General features: G+C 33.3%; 19 protein-coding genes. 9 read left to right on the top strand and 10 right to left on the bottom strand.

Features of this window, described 5'->3' with window-relative positions; genetic code table 11:
• Window positions 1–32 precede the first annotated feature (32 nt).
• From DNC80_RS04070 to DNC80_RS04030, 9 genes are all read right to left on the bottom strand, one after another.
• A complete protein-coding gene (locus DNC80_RS04070; protein WP_182649449.1) occupies window positions 33–764 on the bottom strand; it encodes an HNH endonuclease in 732 nt (243 codons plus the stop codon).
• A 146-nt stretch (window positions 765–910) separates the two neighbouring features.
• Window positions 911–1,570, bottom strand: a complete 660-nt coding sequence (locus tag DNC80_RS04065; protein WP_255493157.1) for a hypothetical protein — start codon at window positions 1,568–1,570, stop codon at window positions 911–913.
• Between the two features lie 148 nt (window positions 1,571–1,718).
• Window positions 1,719–2,099, bottom strand: coding sequence for a hypothetical protein (locus DNC80_RS04060; protein WP_182649445.1), 381 nt, complete (start codon window positions 2,097–2,099; stop codon window positions 1,719–1,721).
• Window positions 2,068–2,415: a hypothetical protein gene (locus DNC80_RS04055; protein ID WP_182649443.1), complete on the bottom strand. Its 348-nt coding sequence runs from the start codon at window positions 2,413–2,415 to the stop codon at window positions 2,068–2,070. Before DNC80_RS04055 ends, DNC80_RS04060 begins: the two co-directional genes overlap by 32 nt.
• 366 nt (window positions 2,416–2,781) lie before the next feature.
• Window positions 2,782–3,126 carry a hypothetical protein gene (locus tag DNC80_RS04050; RefSeq protein WP_182649441.1) on the bottom strand — a complete coding sequence of 115 codons (345 nt, stop codon included), beginning with the start codon at window positions 3,124–3,126 and terminating at the stop codon, window positions 2,782–2,784.
• Between the two features lie 161 nt (window positions 3,127–3,287).
• Complete coding sequence (locus DNC80_RS04045) at window positions 3,288–4,331, bottom strand: site-specific integrase (RefSeq protein ID WP_182649439.1); 1,044 nt, start codon at window positions 4,329–4,331, stop codon at window positions 3,288–3,290.
• A 309-nt stretch (window positions 4,332–4,640) separates the two neighbouring features.
• Window positions 4,641–6,023, bottom strand: coding sequence for an NAD-dependent succinate-semialdehyde dehydrogenase (locus tag DNC80_RS04040; RefSeq protein WP_182649437.1), 1,383 nt, complete (start codon window positions 6,021–6,023; stop codon window positions 4,641–4,643).
• Between the two features lie 18 nt (window positions 6,024–6,041).
• Window positions 6,042–6,356 carry a hypothetical protein gene (locus DNC80_RS04035; RefSeq protein ID WP_182649435.1) on the bottom strand — a complete coding sequence of 105 codons (315 nt, stop codon included), beginning with the start codon at window positions 6,354–6,356 and terminating at the stop codon, window positions 6,042–6,044.
• Between the two features lie 12 nt (window positions 6,357–6,368).
• The gene (locus tag DNC80_RS04030) at window positions 6,369–6,539 is read right to left on the bottom strand and encodes a hypothetical protein (RefSeq protein ID WP_182649433.1); all 171 of its coding nucleotides are present in this window, start codon (window positions 6,537–6,539) and stop codon (window positions 6,369–6,371) included.
• A gap of 198 nt (window positions 6,540–6,737) precedes the next feature.
• Here DNC80_RS04030 and tgt point away from each other — a divergent pair, with 198 nt between their 5' ends.
• The 9 genes from tgt to DNC80_RS03985 all read left to right on the top strand — a co-directional run bounded on the left by tgt (window position 6,738) and on the right by DNC80_RS03985 (window position 15,326).
• The gene (gene tgt / locus DNC80_RS04025) at window positions 6,738–7,868 is read left to right on the top strand and encodes a tRNA guanosine(34) transglycosylase Tgt (protein WP_182649431.1); all 1,131 of its coding nucleotides are present in this window, start codon (window positions 6,738–6,740) and stop codon (window positions 7,866–7,868) included.
• A 73-nt stretch (window positions 7,869–7,941) separates the two neighbouring features.
• Complete coding sequence (locus DNC80_RS04020) at window positions 7,942–9,030, top strand: LptF/LptG family permease (RefSeq protein ID WP_182649429.1); 1,089 nt, start codon at window positions 7,942–7,944, stop codon at window positions 9,028–9,030.
• Window positions 9,017–9,904: a DMT family transporter gene (locus DNC80_RS04015; RefSeq protein WP_144894221.1), complete on the top strand. Its 888-nt coding sequence runs from the start codon at window positions 9,017–9,019 to the stop codon at window positions 9,902–9,904. The genes DNC80_RS04020 and DNC80_RS04015 overlap by 14 nt, the downstream gene beginning before the upstream one ends.
• A gap of 115 nt (window positions 9,905–10,019) precedes the next feature.
• On the top strand, window positions 10,020–10,973 hold the full coding sequence (locus DNC80_RS04010) for an acetyl-CoA carboxylase carboxyltransferase subunit alpha (RefSeq protein ID WP_144894222.1): 954 nt from the start codon (window positions 10,020–10,022) through the stop codon (window positions 10,971–10,973).
• Window positions 10,974–11,125: 152 nt separating this feature from the next.
• On the top strand, window positions 11,126–12,670 hold the full coding sequence (gene dnaB / locus DNC80_RS04005; RefSeq protein WP_086453927.1) for a replicative DNA helicase: 1,545 nt from the start codon (window positions 11,126–11,128) through the stop codon (window positions 12,668–12,670).
• A 176-nt stretch (window positions 12,671–12,846) separates the two neighbouring features.
• Complete coding sequence (locus tag DNC80_RS04000) at window positions 12,847–13,227, top strand: hypothetical protein (RefSeq protein WP_182649428.1); 381 nt, start codon at window positions 12,847–12,849, stop codon at window positions 13,225–13,227.
• A gap of 5 nt (window positions 13,228–13,232) precedes the next feature.
• Window positions 13,233–13,889: a hypothetical protein gene (locus DNC80_RS03995; protein WP_255493156.1), complete on the top strand. Its 657-nt coding sequence runs from the start codon at window positions 13,233–13,235 to the stop codon at window positions 13,887–13,889.
• A complete protein-coding gene (locus DNC80_RS03990) occupies window positions 13,867–14,661 on the top strand; it encodes a sensor histidine kinase (protein WP_182649426.1) in 795 nt (264 codons plus the stop codon). Before DNC80_RS03995 ends, DNC80_RS03990 begins: the two co-directional genes overlap by 23 nt.
• Window positions 14,661–15,326 carry a response regulator transcription factor gene (locus DNC80_RS03985; protein ID WP_182649424.1) on the top strand — a complete coding sequence of 222 codons (666 nt, stop codon included), beginning with the start codon at window positions 14,661–14,663 and terminating at the stop codon, window positions 15,324–15,326. Before DNC80_RS03990 ends, DNC80_RS03985 begins: the two co-directional genes overlap by 1 nt.
• 61 nt (window positions 15,327–15,387) lie before the next feature.
• Here DNC80_RS03985 and DNC80_RS03980 read toward each other — a convergent pair whose 3' ends face one another.
• Complete coding sequence (locus DNC80_RS03980) at window positions 15,388–15,909, bottom strand: DUF547 domain-containing protein (protein WP_182649422.1); 522 nt, start codon at window positions 15,907–15,909, stop codon at window positions 15,388–15,390.
• Window positions 15,910–15,932: the final 23 nt, after the last annotated feature.

Raw genomic sequence — 15,932 nt, 5'->3', positions numbered from 1 at the left:
ATTGCTTGTAGCGTGTGTTATGGGCAGTAAAATTATAGACTAATTCCTATTCCACAATTATTGGCTATAATATTACTTAATTTGTATCTTAAAATATCATCAATAAAAACCTCAAAATAGTCTGGATTTCCACATATTTTATAGTTTTCAATCTGCATTATTAGCCTATTAATTATAATTAAATCTGGCGGATTTACAACTAATTCCAAACATATCTCTTTATGTCTTTCACGGATTGTAATTGTATTTCCTTCTGCAGTAATATCCCAATTATCTGAATAGGCGAACCATTCATTATCTATTATTTCTAAAGATTTTTCGCCTTTTGAGTTATAAAAAATTGCAGACAGAAGAAAGAATTTTTCTGATTCAGATTTAATTATTTTAAATAATGGTTTTCCTTTAACCATTATCGGAATAGGAGTATTCATAATAAGTGATCCAGCAAACTTTATTTTCGGGTAATTATTGCCAATATCAAAAAAATCATTACTATATCCTTTTTGCAAGCAAATTGGATTCTGCATTGCATCCTTAATTTTTTCTTTGGACCACATTCCTCGTGTTACCTTGGAGTGACAATTTGGGCATAATAAAGTAATAGATGTTGGATCATGTTTTTCTGCCTCTTTAAATTCTGGTTCAACATGTTCGTATTCGATTATTCCTAATCCACATACTACACATCCAAAGCCGGAATTTTGCCGAATTTCCCTTTTTATTTCTGAGGGGATGGTACGAGATAATCCATATTTATTGGTCATAGCGTGTTCTGTTTATTGCCCATAACGTTCTGGCGCTTGGCGAGGTTGGGGATTAAATAAGCCTTAACTTTCGGTTAAAGACTAATTTTGCAGATACAAAACCATCTTTAAATTCAGCCCAAAACCCCAATCTTGCCAAACGGCTGTTATGCCTTGTTTATCTTTTTCTGCTCAATTATTTTTTCCACTAAATCTCGGAACGTTTTCACTTCTCCGATTAGTAATTCTTGTCTTTCAGGTTCAAAAATGTTAATTGATTTCCAAAATCCTTTTGTTCTTGTTTTGGCTCTTATTTTCGTTTCAATTTTTTCTATTGGTCTTGTTCCTGTCAAAGTAATTTCTTCCAAAACTGGTGAAAAATATTTATCCATATATTCAACCAAACTTGAAGAAGGTTTGAGTTCCAAAACATCAACACCTTTTTGTTTTAAGTTTCTTTTTATCGTCAAAAATACACCCGCTTTAATACAAGGTTGTCCAAATAGTTTCTTTGGTTCGTAACTGTCTTTTACTGCGTGATTGGAAATTAGTTCACAAACATCAATTAGTTTTCTGCTTTTTGCGGGTTCTAAATTGTCAAACCATTCTTTTTCGGTTATGTCAATTCGGAATTCTTGATTAAGAAATTCACCTAGTTTCTTCCATTCTAATAAGTCGTTAGCCCATCTCCATTCTCTTATTGTCATTTCGGCTGTTATTTCTGCCCACGGGTCTGCTTCGCAGTCAAGTGGACTACAAAGTCTATGTTGTTCTTTGAAAATTTCAAGAACTTCTTCTGTCGAATATTTTTCTGTAGTTTCTTTCATTTCAAAATAAGGCATAACGTTCCCGCGCTACAAGCAGTTTGGGACTAAATTAAGCGCATTATTCGGATTTGCCAAATCTTCCAAATACAAAACCACTTTCAAATTAAGCCAAATACCCAAATTGCTTGTAGCGTGTGTTGGCGGTAGTTTATTTGTATATGTGTCTTACAATTTCTTCTTTTATTTCATCATAAAAATAGCCGTCATCGAAAAATTCATTTGTCAAATTAACATCATAATTCTTAACAATGTCTTGAAGAATTTCTAAAAAAGAGATTAATGTTCTTCGGGAGTTTTTACAATTTATATAAAAGAGTTCTTTTGCAACATTGTTTTCGTAGTAATAGAATCTAAAATCAAAAGTGCAATATGAAATAAGTGTCTTTTTTTCGATTCTATTATATTTAAAAACAAACGCAGAAATACCATTTTTGATTAAGCTAATTATTATTTCTTTGGACTCATTATGTTTACTATATCCATTATATAATTCTTGCTTATTTATTTTCAAATCTATGTCTGGCATCATGCGGGTTTTTTGGATTTATATATAACACCATTTTACGGTTAAAATCTGGATTGTCTAACATTATCGCATTCTTTCTTTTATAAATGTATATGTTATTGTTGTATGTGTATTCCGCTATCGGTACATAATATGTTTTTGAAATCTCAGGATTCTTAGGACTGCCAATTGTATCACGCCATCTAATTCTTTCTTCATAGAATTTAATCTCGCCTTTCACGGAAATAAATTCTTTAGGGATGTAAGCATCTTTGAAATATAAAATTGCACTAACTAAAATACATAAAACAAAAAAAGAAAAGATAATGGTTATGAACATAAAATTAGATTTATGGTGTGGTGAACTAAGGCATTGAATACTATCGGTTCTGTTAAATTACCGCCAACGTTCTCGCGCTACAGCGGGTTTGGGACTAAATTAAGCTCTATTTTCGGATTTGCCAAATCATCCCAAATACAAAACCAACTTTCCATTAAGCCAATTGCCCAAATCCGTTGTAGCGTGTGTTGTAGGCAGTATCATCTTTGTCGCTTTCTAATAGTCAGTACCATATTTTGTAATTTTCAAAATTCTTTTACGTTTCTTTTGAATATTCATTTCCGTTAATTTCAGAATACGGTTCATCAACAAGTAATATTTCAGCAGTTATAACTACGAGAAAAACTTAATTTATATAGTGAAGTTCTATAAATACTTCGAAATTCCTTTTATAAGAAACAAAATACCAACCACAAGTAGTACTGCAGCCGCAAACCAACCTTTAAGAGTTTGCACTTTTGAAAACAAGTCATGGTCAGTTTCTTCAAATAAACTATTTCCGGTAATTTTATAAAGCCATTTCGAATAAAAAAAACCTGTGATAATACTTATTAACGGTAAAATGATGTCTTGGATCATAATTTGTTCATTGTCCTCTAATTCTACAAACGAATCTTTGTATTTTTTAATTTTTTTAGAATTTAAATAATTTTTGAAATCATAAAAGCTATTCGTAATGTTTTTTTCTGTTTTTCCTTGACTATATTTCAATTTGCTAAGGTATGATTCAAAAAAAAATTTTACTTGATTTTCTCAGATATTGCCTACAACTTGTTTATATGCGAAACAAACCTTCGTGTATCCACCCAAATTTGGGTAGATTGGCGAAGGTTTGTTTCGCTTTTTGTATTTTCAAATATAGTAAATTTCTCTTATAAATCATCAAACGGACTTTTAATTTGTTGCAAACTTTTCGTACTTACGTGCGTGTAAATTTCGGTAGTTTTACTGCTGCTATGCCCTAGTAATTCTTGTATATAGCGTAAATCGGTACCACTTTCTAGTAAGTGTGTCGCAAAACTGTGTCGCAACCAGTGCAAAGTGGCTGGATTTGTTATTCCTGTTTTTTTGAGCGCCTGTTTCAATATGAGTTGTAAACTTCTGGCATCATAGGGTTGACCTTTAATTTGTCCTTCAAATAAGTACTTCATGGGTTTGTGAATGATATAATATTCCCGAAGCATTTCTAAAATTTTGGGCGACAATGGAGCAATACGATCTTTTTGGCCTTTTGCTTTTTTTAGTAAAACTAAATTTCTTTTGGAATCGATATGAACGGGTTGCAATGCTAATAATTCACCACAGCGCAAGCCACAACTGTATATGAGAGAAAGCATCATTTTATGCTTGAGGTTGCTGTGGGCATTCAAAATTAGTTTTACCTCTTCTTTGCTTAATACATTGGGTAATACTTTGGCACGTTTTGGTCTATGTATTTTCTCAATGTCAATTTTAGTGTCCATTACTATTTTAAAGAAGAGTTTGATGGCGTTTACAATTTGGTTTTGATAGGATTCAGACAAGTTTTTATGTAGGATGTAATTGTTATTGAATAGGATTACATCATTGTTGTCTATTTCGGGGATGTTTTTTTCTGGAAAAAAGAGCAAAAATGTTTTTAGGGCCTCAGAGTAGGTGGTTATGGTGTTTTGGCTATAGCGTTTGGATTGCAACCATTGTTTGAATTTTTCTAAATAATGAATTGCTTCTAGAGAAATTTGCTGTGTAGGGTCTGGTTGAATTTGAAACTGGATTCGGTTTTCAATAGTATCGGGTATGTGCCACAGTTTTTTTTGTTGGCTCCATCTAGCGCCGCTTATTTGCTTGACTTGTTGAATAAGATCTTGGTTTTTTTCAAAATAGAGAGCAATTCTATTTTCGTCTTTGTGTTTTAAGGGTGCTGCTTTCCAGTTCATTGTGCCTCTTTTTTGGGGTTGAAAGTTACAATTTTTTTTTAAGATTTTTACTCCATCTTGTAGAATGAAGGGGTGTCTTTTTTTGTGTAAGGGATGATCCCGAGTCTTCGGGAGGTATCCTTGTAGTGTAACGGAAAGATAAAGCCGAAAGCCCGACCCGAAGTTTTTACGTAGGGGTACACCCAAAAGGAAATGAATGCTGTTTTGTGGGAATGGAGTGTAGGAAGGTGTTTTTTGATTTGGATTTTGTTTTTTTACCAGTACCAAAAAAAATCCCACCGAAGTGGGACTCTTAAAATGTGGATTGATTTATAAGATGTCGGTTTCTGAAACGGCATGAATTAATTTCTTATTTACAAATTCATCCATCCCCAATGCTGAAAGTTCTCTACCATAACCCGATCTTTTTGTTCCGCCAAAGGGTAAACTTTCGTTTGATTTTGTGGGTTGATTGATGAAAACCATTCCAGAATCGATTTGTTTTGCCATATTTTTTGCTCTTTCCATGTCTTTTGAAAAAATGGAACTTCCTAGACCAAATCGAGTAGCATTGGCCAATTCAATGGCTTCTTCATCATTTTTTACGCGGTAAAAACTGGCTACAGGACCAAATAATTCTTCTTGATACGCGAGCATATCTGGCTTTAAATGGGTTAAAATGGTAGGTTGCATGAAAGCGCCTTTTAAATTTGCTTGCTTTCCTCCAGTAACAACCGTTGCGCCTTGTTTTATGGTGGTGTTTACTTGTTCTAATAAGGTGTCTAGGGCATCTTGACTGGATAATGGTCCTAGTTGTGTTTCTTTGTCCATGGGATCGCCCAGTTTTAAAGCTTCCATTTTTTTAGTAAATTTTTCTAAAAACGCATCGGCTACTTGCTCTAAAACAATAAATCTTTTTGAAGCCACGCAACTTTGTCCGTTATTGATCATTCGGCCTTTAATTGCTAAGTCGGTTGCGCGATCAATATCGGCATCTTCCAAAACAATAAACGGATCATTTCCGCCCAGTTCTAAGACTGATTTTTTAATATTTTTTCCAGCAAATTGAGCAAGTGATGCGCCTGCTTTTTCACTTCCGGTTAAACAAGCACCTTGAATTTTTGGGTTTTCAATTAGTTTCTCAATCTTTTTTGAAGATAAAAACAAGTTGGTGTATAAACCTTTTGGAGCTTGTATTTCGGTAAAAATATCTTGAAATGCTTGGGCACATTGCGGCACGTTTGAGGAATGTTTGAGCACGATGGTATTCCCAATCATTAAATTTGGAGCAACCACGCGGGCAACTTGATAGAATGGAAAATTCCAAGGTTCAACGGCAAGAATAACACCAATAGGCGCTTTGGTCAAAACAGCTTCGCCTACAGCAGTGGTTATTTTTTGGTCGGCTAAAAATTCAGCACCATTTTTGGCATAATATTCAAAAATATTGGCGCAATATTCAATTTCATATTCTGATTGTCCGATTAATTTCCCCATTTCGGTGGTGATCATTTCCGACAATTCTTTCTTTTTGGATCGAAAGGTGGCAGCAATTTTATTTAGTAATGCCGCACGATCTTCGTAGCTTGTTTTTTTCCAGTCTAAGTATGCGTCATGCGCAGTATCAATTGCTTTTTCTAACTGGGAATCTGTAATTTCGTCAAACGTTTTTAGCGTTTCTAAAGTATATGGATTAACGGATTTGATAGCCATAATGATGTTTTTAAGGGATTATTTAGTGTCGCTTTCGCTGTAAAAATTGTTTTCTTCGTCTTCACTGCCCACTTGTTCTTGAGCGTCATCCAGTTCTGAACCAGGAATGTCTAAATCACTTCCAATTCCTTGTGTTGGCAACGCATTTTCGTCCCAAAGTTCTGGTTTATTTTCTAATTTTTTATTATTCGGAATCGCTTCTATATCAATTTCTTTGTCTTGGTCCAATTGAACAAAAATATCCTCTGTGGCTGGATACTCTAATTTTTCCAGGTTTTTCTCAATAATACTTTTAGAACTTTCGGCAGCAACCTTAGTGGTATCCTTTTTCATGATTTCTATGTTTTATTTTTTTGTAATTCGGCTAATAATCCAAATGATCACTGCTACTACGGCAACCACTAAAAATATGCCAACTCCCATTCCAGCTTTAAAGATACCTTCTACTACCGAGCAACTTGTAAAAAAGAATGAAATTAGAACTAAGGGAATGAATTTTTTGAGTAAAGTTTGCATGATTTTTTAATTTTAAATTGTTACCCCAAATTTCATTATTTTTTACTTTAAGAGTGTTACAGTATTTTAGTATTAAGTTATATTATTCTTGTCATAAGTGCTAATAATCATTCAAAATAATAAATCAGTATTAAAAAATCAGAATTCGGTATTCCCAAATTGTAATTCTGTTATCTTTGCCAACAGTAAAAAAGTTATATGAAGTTTGATTTATTAAAAAATGATCCGCTATCTAAGGCCAGAGCGGGAACAATTACAACAGATCACGGTGTGATTGAAACGCCAATTTTTATGCCTGTAGGTACTGTTGCTTCTGTAAAAGGAGTGCACCAAAGGGAATTAAAAAACGATATTAATCCAGATATTATTCTGGGGAATACCTATCACTTATACTTGCGTCCGCAAACTGAAATTCTTGAAAAAGCAGGTGGTTTACACAAGTTTATGAACTGGGATCGCAATATTTTGACTGATTCTGGTGGGTACCAAGTATATTCTTTGAGTGCCAATAGAAAAATTAAGGAAGAGGGCGTTAAGTTTAAATCCCACATTGATGGTTCTTACCATTTTTTCACGCCTGAAAATGTTATGGAAATTCAGCGAACCATAGGTGCTGATATCATAATGGCATTTGATGAGTGTACGCCTTATCCTTGTGATTACAATTATGCCAAGCGCTCCATGAAAATGACGCACCGTTGGCTAGACCGCTGTATCAATCACCTGGACACGTTACCGTTTAAGTACGGGTATGAGCAAACTTTTTTCCCAATTGTTCAAGGAAGTACGTATAAAGATTTACGAAGACAATCAGCTGAATATATTGCCAATTCTAACCAACAAGGTAATGCCATAGGTGGCTTATCTGTAGGGGAACCAGCGGAGGAAATGTATGCCATGACCGAAGTAGTGTGTGAAATATTACCTGAGGATAAACCAAGATATTTAATGGGTGTGGGAACGCCTATAAATATTCTTGAAAATATTGCTTTGGGTATTGATATGTTTGATTGTGTGATGCCTACACGTAATGCCCGTAACGGAATGTTGTTTACGGCTTATGGTACTATAAACATTAAAAATAAAAAGTGGGAAGCTGATTTTTCTCCTATTGATGAAATGGGAATCACCTTTGTAGATACAGAATATACAAAAGCCTATTTGCGTCACCTTTTTGCTGCCAATGAATATTTAGGAAAACAAATTGCTACCATTCACAATCTTGGATTTTACATGTGGTTAGTGCGCGAGGCTAGAAAACACATCTTAGCAGGAGACTTTAAACCTTGGAAAGAGATGATGGTTAAAAACATGAGCCAACGACTATAAAATAATTATGAATTATAAATTATGAGTTAGCGTGTAGCTCATAATTTACATTTCATAATTCATAATTTAAATTATGCTTACAATAATAGACAAATACATTCTTAAAAGATATTTAGCCACATTTGCTGTGATGTTGTTGTTGTTTATTCCAATCGGGATTGTGGTGGATGTATCTGAGAAGATTAATAAAATGCTTGAAAACAAGGTTCCTATTCTTGAAATAGCGCTTTATTATTACAATTTTACGGTTTATTTTGCCAATTCTCTTTTTCCTATATTTTTGTTTTTATCGGTGATTTGGTTTACCTCAAAACTTGCCAATGATACTGAGATTATAGCCATACTGAGTTCAGGTATTTCATTTACCCGATTTTTGAGGCCTTACATTATGGGTGCTTTTATAGTGTCTCTATTTGTACTGTTGATGGGATTTTTTGTGGTACCATCTGCTAGTGAAGGCTTCAATAATTTTAGGTACATGTACTTAAGAGGAGGCGGTAAAGAGGCCATGAGAGGTGATAATACCGATGTGTACAGGCAAATAAATGATACCGATTTTATTTATGTAAACAGTTTTAATACCGATACTAAGACGGCTTTTAGTTTTTCGCTAGAGCGTTTTAAAAATGATAAACTGGTACATAAAATTACAGCTAGTAGAATTACTTGGAACCCAAAAGACAGTACCTACACTTTGTTTGACTATGCAAAAAGAACAGTAGGCCCACTAAATGATGTTATTGTTAAACTCCCAGAAAAGAAAGCTGTTTTTGATTTTGATTTAGAGGATTTAACGCCAGTAGTGTATATAGCGGAGACCTTAAGTTTAGGCAAACTGAATGCTTTTATAGACAAAGAACGCGAGCGGGGTTCTTCAAACATAAATGTATATCTCGTAGTCTTGTATAAAAAGTATAGTGTGCCCATTTCAGCATTTATTTTAACCATTATTGCAGTTGCTGTTTCATCCATGAAACGTAGAGGCGGAATGGGAACCAATCTAGCCATAGGAATTGCACTTGCTTTTTCATTTGTGTTTTTTGATAAAATCTTTGGGGTACTGGCAGAGAAGTCCAGTATTCCTCCATTACTAGCCGTATGGTTACCCAATATTGTTTTTGGAATTTTAGCCATTTATTTACTACGAAATGCAAAACGATAATTTAAAAAGTTATTTAAACCTCCATTTAATTGTTTTTATATGGGGTTTCACCGCCATTTTGGGCGCTTTAATTACTATATCTGCTGATGCATTGGTATGGTTTAGGATGTTCTTTGCAGGGATTTTTATAGCCGCTTTTTTAGTATTTTCAAAAAAATCTTTTAAAGTTCCGGTAAAGTCATTATTGAAATTAATGTTTGTAGGATTGTTAATTGCCTTGCATTGGATCTTTTTCTTTAAAGCCATTCATGTCTCAAATGTGTCTATAACATTATCGGTGTTTTCATTAGGTGCTTTTTTTGCATCCATATTGGAGCCCTTGTTTTATGGCAGAAAAGTTTTGTGGTATGAAGTTTTTTTTGGACTCATCATCATTGCCGGGTTAGCCTTAATAATGCAAGTAGAAATCAACTATCTTGATGGGATGTTGTATGCACTCGTATCTATATTACTAGGAGTTTTATTTACCTTGATGAACGGTAAATTAATCGCTAATCACGATCCTTCGGTTATTTCTTTTTATGAGTTTGTAGCGGGAGTTGGATTTATATCTGCCTACTTTTTTATACAAGGAAAGTTTACAGCCGCTTTTTTTGAAATGACAGTAAACAACTGGATTCTAATATTAATACTTGCCTCAGTGTGTACCGCTTATGCTTTTACCGCCTCGGTCAAAGTAATGCAAAAACTCACGCCTTATACCGTTATGCTTACCACAAATTTAGAGCCTGTTTACGGGATAATCTTGGCTTATTTTATTTTGGGTGGCAAAGAAAAAATGAGTTTTGAGTTTTACATTGGTGCCATAATAATTGTCATTACTGTGATTCTTAACGGAGTGATCAAACACTACCAGAAATCCAAAACGACATAGCTTTTGGTACGCTTTAGGAATCAAAATTTTTCACATAAATAGTAAATTAACCTTTTTGAACGATTTAAAATTTTATATTTGCTGTTCGAAATAAAAACAAAAACGCAAAAATCCTATGGAATATTTAGATTTTGAGCTTCCAATAAAAGAACTTGAAGATCAATTGGACAAATGTCTTATTATTGGTGAAGAATCAGATGTTGATGTAACGAATACTTGCAAACAAATCAGCAAGAAACTAGAAGAGACAAAAAAGAATATTTATAAAAACTTAACGGCTTGGCAACGTGTTCAGCTTTCTAGACACCCAAATAGGCCTTATGTTTTAGAGCATATTACGAATCTTACCAAAGGTACCTTTTTGGAACTTTTTGGGGATAGAGGGTTTAAGGACGACAAAGCAATGATAGGTGGTCTTGGACAAATTAATGGACAATCGTTTATGTTTGTTGGTCAACAAAAAGGGATCAATACTAAAATGCGTCAGTTTCGTAATTTCGGGATGGCAAATCCAGAAGGATATAGAAAAGCATTGCGCTTGATGAAAATGGCCGAGAAATTTGGTATTCCAGTGGTAACACTTATTGATACTCCAGGAGCTTATCCAGGTCTTGAGGCCGAAGAGCGCGGACAAGGAGAAGCTATTGCGAGAAACATTTTTGAGATGATTAACTTGAAAGTGCCAATTATTACTATTATTGTAGGTGAAGGTGCTTCAGGTGGTGCATTAGGAATAGGAGTAGGGGACAAGGTATATATGATGGAAAATACATGGTACTCTGTTATTTCGCCAGAATCTTGTTCGTCTATTTTATGGAAAAGTTGGGAGTACAAAGAACAAGCTGCCGATGCTTTGAAACTGACTTCAGCTGATATGAAAAGGCAAAAATTAGTTGATGATATTATACCAGAACCGTTAGGTGGAGCTCATTATGATAAAGAAACTACCTTTAAAACAGTAGAGCAGTATATCTTAAAAGGCTATAATGAACTGAAAGACTTATCAACAGCTGATCTTATAGCTCAGAGAATGGAGAAATACAGTAAAATGGGAGAGTTTAAAGAATAAAATCTTACAAATTTATAGTTCATCCGTCTCGTACTAAAACCTAGGTCGAGACGGATTTTTTTTTGGGTTATGAACAAAAAATAGTTAGTTATCAACATTTATTTGTAACAACTCATCGCTGATTTTTTTTTAATTTATGTTACTTTCGCCTTATGGAAAATTTCAGAAATATTAATCCTGTAAAGGTTGATAAAAGCACAATAATAAGCTTAGAAAAAGGAAAATTGCAGCCTCAAGTACTGGAACTAGAGGAAGCTGTTCTAGGTGCAATGATGATCGACAAAAAAGGGGTTGATGATGTAATTGATATTTTGCAACCAGATGCTTTTTACAAAGAAGCACACAAGCATATTTTTGAAGCCATCGTGCAATTGTTTACTGAGACACAACCTATAGATTTATTGACGGTATCGGCTCAGCTGAAGAAAAACGCAAAACTAGAGTTGGCAGGTGGCGATTTCTATTTAATTCAGCTTACGCAAAAGATATCCTCATCAGCGCATATTGAATTCCACTCTAGAATTATACTTCAAAAATTCATTCAGCGAAGTTTAATTCGGATTTCAACTGAAATTATTGAAGACTCCTATGATGAAACTACAGATGTTTTTGATTTATTAGACAGAGCCGAATCGAAGCTTTATGAAGTTACTCAAGGAAATATAAAACGAAGTTCAGAAACCGCGCAAAGTCTTGTACTGCAGGCCAAAAAACGTATTGAAGAAATTGCAGGTCAAGAAGGATTAAGTGGTGTAGCCACTGGTTTTGATAAGCTAGACAAAATTACTTCAGGATGGCAACCAAGTGATTTAATTATTATTGCTGCAAGACCCGCCATGGGAAAAACAGCATTTGTATTATCAATGGCTAGAAATATGGCTATTGATTTTAAAATGCCAGTTGCCTTGTTTTCTTTAGAGATGGCATCGGTGCAATTAATTACACGTTTAATTTCATCAGAGACCGGATTATCATCTGAAAAATTACGTACTGGAAAGCTTGAAAAACACGAGTGGGAACAGTTAAGTACCAAGGTTAAAAATTTAGAAAAAGCACCTCTTTTTATAGATGATACTCCTTCCTTATCTATTTTTGATTTACGTGCCAAGGCCAGACGTTTGGTATCACAACACGGTATCCGCATTATTATTGTAGATTATTTGCAATTAATGACTGCTGGAGGTAGTGGTAAGGGCGGCGGAAACCGAGAGCAAGAAATATCTACTATTTCCCGAAATTTAAAAGCATTGGCTAAGGAATTGAATGTGCCCGTTATTGCACTTTCTCAACTTTCGCGTGCGGTAGAAACGCGTGGTTCAAGTAAACGTCCGTTACTGTCTGATTTACGTGAATCTGGAGCTATTGAGCAGGATGCTGATATTGTATCCTTCTTGTACCGTCCGGAGTATTATAAAATTGACGAATGGGATGATGACGAAGCTTCGCCAACCACAGGTCAAGCCGAAATCATGATTGCTAAACACCGTAATGGTAGTATAGAAAACGTACGATTAAAGTTTATAGGTCACTTAGGTAAATTTGATAATCTGGAGGATTATAGTGGCGGTTATGATGATTTGCCTTCTAGTATGAACCAAGATGACAATCCTTTTATTACAAAAAATTTGCCTTCAGCAAATGAAGCTTTTGGAAGTAATTTTAATGATGATGAAGATGATAGTGATGTACCCTTTTAAAAGCATATCTTGCTAATCTAAAAAATGCCCTCTAAAATTTTTTTGAGGGCATTTTTTATTTAAATTAGTAAAGTATTAATATTAATTTAATTACATGCTTTTTCGAAAATAATGAATATATTAGCAACTCTTATTTAGTAAAGTAACTACTATAAACTAACCAAAACCAAAAGACTATGATCAACGAAAACTTATCCGATCCTATTGAAGTTTCATTACAAACTGCTGAAAAGTGGACCAAAGCTTACAGAGGTAATCAAGAACTTGAAGATGCAAGCAAGAAAGTAAATGCTTTTTTAATTCCAAGAGAAAGTCTAGAAGCGGTATTAGCCTTAAAAACAGATGCTGTGCGTGCCTATATGGGTATAAATGATAAAAAAGAAAAAACACTAATCTTTGTAGGAGCAAATAAAGATGAAACGGGTATTTACAGAGATGTTTTTGGCACTTTGGGAACTGAAAAAGATGCTGACTTAGATGAAGATATTAGTATTGTATATGATGCTTCTAGACCTTGCCCTCCACACGGCGACCCAGATAGTCCATTGCAAAATTAATAGTAATGGGTTTAATAGTAAATTACGTAGGTTATTTCATATTAATACTTAATTTTATTTTATATTGGGGAGGTTTTTCTAAACATGGGAAAACCTTTCAGTATCTTTTTTATTATCTTACAGTTTTAGTTATTGTACAAGTAAGTATGGAAATTTTAGTGTTACAAAGTAAAAATAACTTATTTCTAGTTCATGCTTATTTTATCGGACAGTTTTTGTGTTTGGGATTTTTTTATAAATCATTAATGAAGACAAAAACACAAGTTGCTATAATACAATACAGTATGCTTGTAGGTTGTGTGTTACTTATTGTTGATTATGCAGTCAATCCTGAACAATTTTTTAAGTTTAATTTACTTGAAATTGCTCTTACCTCATTACTTGTTGTTTTGTATGCTGTAATGCATTTGTACAACATGTTGCTAGAACATAAGCAATATTACTTTTTAACTATAGGAATAATCACTTATTTATTAGCTAGTACCGTTCTTTTTTTTGTAGGAAACATAACGACAGGATTAAGTGATGAGTTTAAATTATTGACTTGGAATGTAAATTCATTTTTAGTAATTCTTTTTCAATTGCTTATTTTAGTCGAATGGAAAAAAAGTTTTTCTAAAAAAGCATTAAGAATTTATAATGGAAGAAAGTCAAATGTATGAAAAAGAGATTGTTGCGGTAATATTGTATACCTCTCTATTTTTTATACTACTAGCTGTAGGTTTAATCGTTTTTTTTTATTTTTCTCGTAAACGTATCATTGAAAAAGAATTAGAGAAAAAAGATTTAGAAATTCAATTTAAACAAGAGCAAATTCAAGCTGTAATTCTAACACAAGAAGAAGAACGAAAAAGAATTGCTCAGGATTTACATGACGATATAAGTTCAAAATTGAATGTGGTAGCCTTAAACAGTCATTTGTTAAACAGTCCTAATTTGACAGAAAAGGAAGTTCAGGAAATAACACAAAATATAATTGATTTAACCGGCAAGGCATTAGATAGCTCTAGAAAAATTGCACACGGATTACTACCGCCTGTTTTAGAAAAATTTGGTTTGCACGCAGGAGTCGAAGAATTGTGTCTAGAGTTTAGCAGTTCAAAGTCTGTAAAGGTAAATTATAGCTGTAGAACGGAATTCAACATAGCAGAAAATGATCGTCATTTACATGTGTTCAGGATTTTACAGGAACTAATGAATAATTCATTGCGTCATGGAAAAGCAACTAAGATTGCTATTCTTTTTGAGGAAAATGAAAATGTAAAGCAATGCACGTATTCAGATAATGGCATAGGTTTTCTAATGCATAATTCCGAAAACATGAAAGGTTTAGGAATGAAAAATATTGAAAGCCGAATTGCTTTTTTAAAAGGCACTATCGATATAAAATCAGCACCAAATGAGGGAGTTATAATTATTTTTAATTTTGAATGATGAAAAATAGCATAAAAATTATTATAGTTGATGATGAAATACTTTTTAGAAAAGGAATTTCATTTTTATTGGATAGAGAAGACGATATGGATATAATTTATGAAGCGTCTAATGGTGAAGAGCTCTTAAATTTTCTTGAAAACAACCCAGATAATCACCCTGACATTATCATAATGGATTTGAAAATGAAAGGCATTAATGGCGTTGAGGCTACAAGAATTATTCATACTGCTTATCCTTGCATAAAAATTATTGCTTTAACAAGTTACAATACTAAATCTTTTATATCAAACATGATTGCTGTAGGAGCGGTAGCATATTTAATAAAAAACACAACTCCGCAAGAGCTTTTAGTGACTATAAAGGAAGTGGCCGTAAGAGGATATTACTACACGGATTACATTATGAAGGTAATTCAAGAGGATATTTCATCGGTAAAAAAACCTAAGTGTTTATTGGATTCTAACTTTTTGACAACTAGGGAAATTCAAGTATTAAAACTTATTTGTGATCAAAAAAGTAGTACTGAAATTGCAGACGCTTTGTTTATAAGTCCAAGAACTGTTGAAGGGCATAGAAATAATTTGCTTTTGAAAACAGAATCAAGAAATATTGCAGGTTTAGTATTATTTGCAATTCAAAACGAAATCATGGCTATTGATTGATATTGTTTCAAACGTATGCTATTCCGTAAAATATAGCTCAATAACGGAAAAAGTTTCGTTTTTATTTAAATGAAGGCACCTTAATTATTTTTTGACTGATAAAGTGTTTCATTGTTTCCTGCAGTTGCTCGTGTAACAAGTCAATGTCATAAAAATTAAAAAGAATTTTTTTTAAGGTAATGCTTTGAATTACAAAATGGATCCTATAATCCATTTCACTAATTGACATTTTTTTTACAAACTTAGAATAAAAAGGATTTTCAAAATGGATAGTACCCACTCGCAGGGTAGACTTTTTTAGAATCCCAAACTCAATATCATTTAATGAAATTGCTGTACCCGCAATTCGAATTCTTTTAAAAGTTTTAATTCTGTCTTGATTTACATTCTCTTTTTTCAGGATTAAAAAGTATGCATAGTAAATATTGATCCAGAATGTTTTTTTTAAATCATCGGTATTTAAGTTTTTTTCTAATTTATCAGCACGAGTGAAATAAAGCTGTCGTCTTAATGAGCTTGAATCCCCATTTGATTGAGCGACAGATAAAATTTCAGCTGATAAATTGGTGTAATAATTTTTCAAAATTATTTTGTTTTAAAATTATT

This window comes from Flavobacterium sp. SOK18b, from assembly GCF_014156605.1.
GTDB lineage: Bacteria > Bacteroidota > Bacteroidia > Flavobacteriales > Flavobacteriaceae > Flavobacterium > Flavobacterium tiangeerense.
The sequence above is the reverse complement of the archived record's forward strand: the minus strand, read 5'-3'. Positions and strand labels throughout refer to the sequence as shown.

Coding starts and splice junctions, on each gene's coding strand:
- DNC80_RS04070 (WP_182649449.1), bottom strand. CDS start 764: ATGACCAATAAATATGGATTATCTCGTACCATCCCCTCAGAAATAAAA.
- DNC80_RS04065 (WP_255493157.1), bottom strand. CDS start 1,570: ATGAAAGAAACTACAGAAAAATATTCGACAGAAGAAGTTCTTGAAATT.
- DNC80_RS04060 (WP_182649445.1), bottom strand. CDS start 2,099: ATGATGCCAGACATAGATTTGAAAATAAATAAGCAAGAATTATATAAT.
- DNC80_RS04055 (WP_182649443.1), bottom strand. CDS start 2,415: ATGTTCATAACCATTATCTTTTCTTTTTTTGTTTTATGTATTTTAGTT.
- DNC80_RS04045 (WP_182649439.1), bottom strand. CDS start 4,331: ATGAACTGGAAAGCAGCACCCTTAAAACACAAAGACGAAAATAGAATT.
- DNC80_RS04040 (WP_182649437.1), bottom strand. CDS start 6,023: ATGGCTATCAAATCCGTTAATCCATATACTTTAGAAACGCTAAAAACG.
- DNC80_RS04035 (WP_182649435.1), bottom strand. CDS start 6,356: ATGAAAAAGGATACCACTAAGGTTGCTGCCGAAAGTTCTAAAAGTATT.
- DNC80_RS04030 (WP_182649433.1), bottom strand. CDS start 6,539: ATGCAAACTTTACTCAAAAAATTCATTCCCTTAGTTCTAATTTCATTC.
- tgt (WP_182649431.1), top strand. CDS start 6,738: ATGAAGTTTGATTTATTAAAAAATGATCCGCTATCTAAGGCCAGAGCG.
- DNC80_RS04020 (WP_182649429.1), top strand. CDS start 7,942: ATGCTTACAATAATAGACAAATACATTCTTAAAAGATATTTAGCCACA.
- DNC80_RS04015 (WP_144894221.1), top strand. CDS start 9,017: ATGCAAAACGATAATTTAAAAAGTTATTTAAACCTCCATTTAATTGTT.
- DNC80_RS04010 (WP_144894222.1), top strand. CDS start 10,020: ATGGAATATTTAGATTTTGAGCTTCCAATAAAAGAACTTGAAGATCAA.
- dnaB (WP_086453927.1), top strand. CDS start 11,126: ATGGAAAATTTCAGAAATATTAATCCTGTAAAGGTTGATAAAAGCACA.
- DNC80_RS04000 (WP_182649428.1), top strand. CDS start 12,847: ATGATCAACGAAAACTTATCCGATCCTATTGAAGTTTCATTACAAACT.
- DNC80_RS03995 (WP_255493156.1), top strand. CDS start 13,233: ATGGGTTTAATAGTAAATTACGTAGGTTATTTCATATTAATACTTAAT.
- DNC80_RS03990 (WP_182649426.1), top strand. CDS start 13,867: ATGGAAGAAAGTCAAATGTATGAAAAAGAGATTGTTGCGGTAATATTG.
- DNC80_RS03985 (WP_182649424.1), top strand. CDS start 14,661: ATGAAAAATAGCATAAAAATTATTATAGTTGATGATGAAATACTTTTT.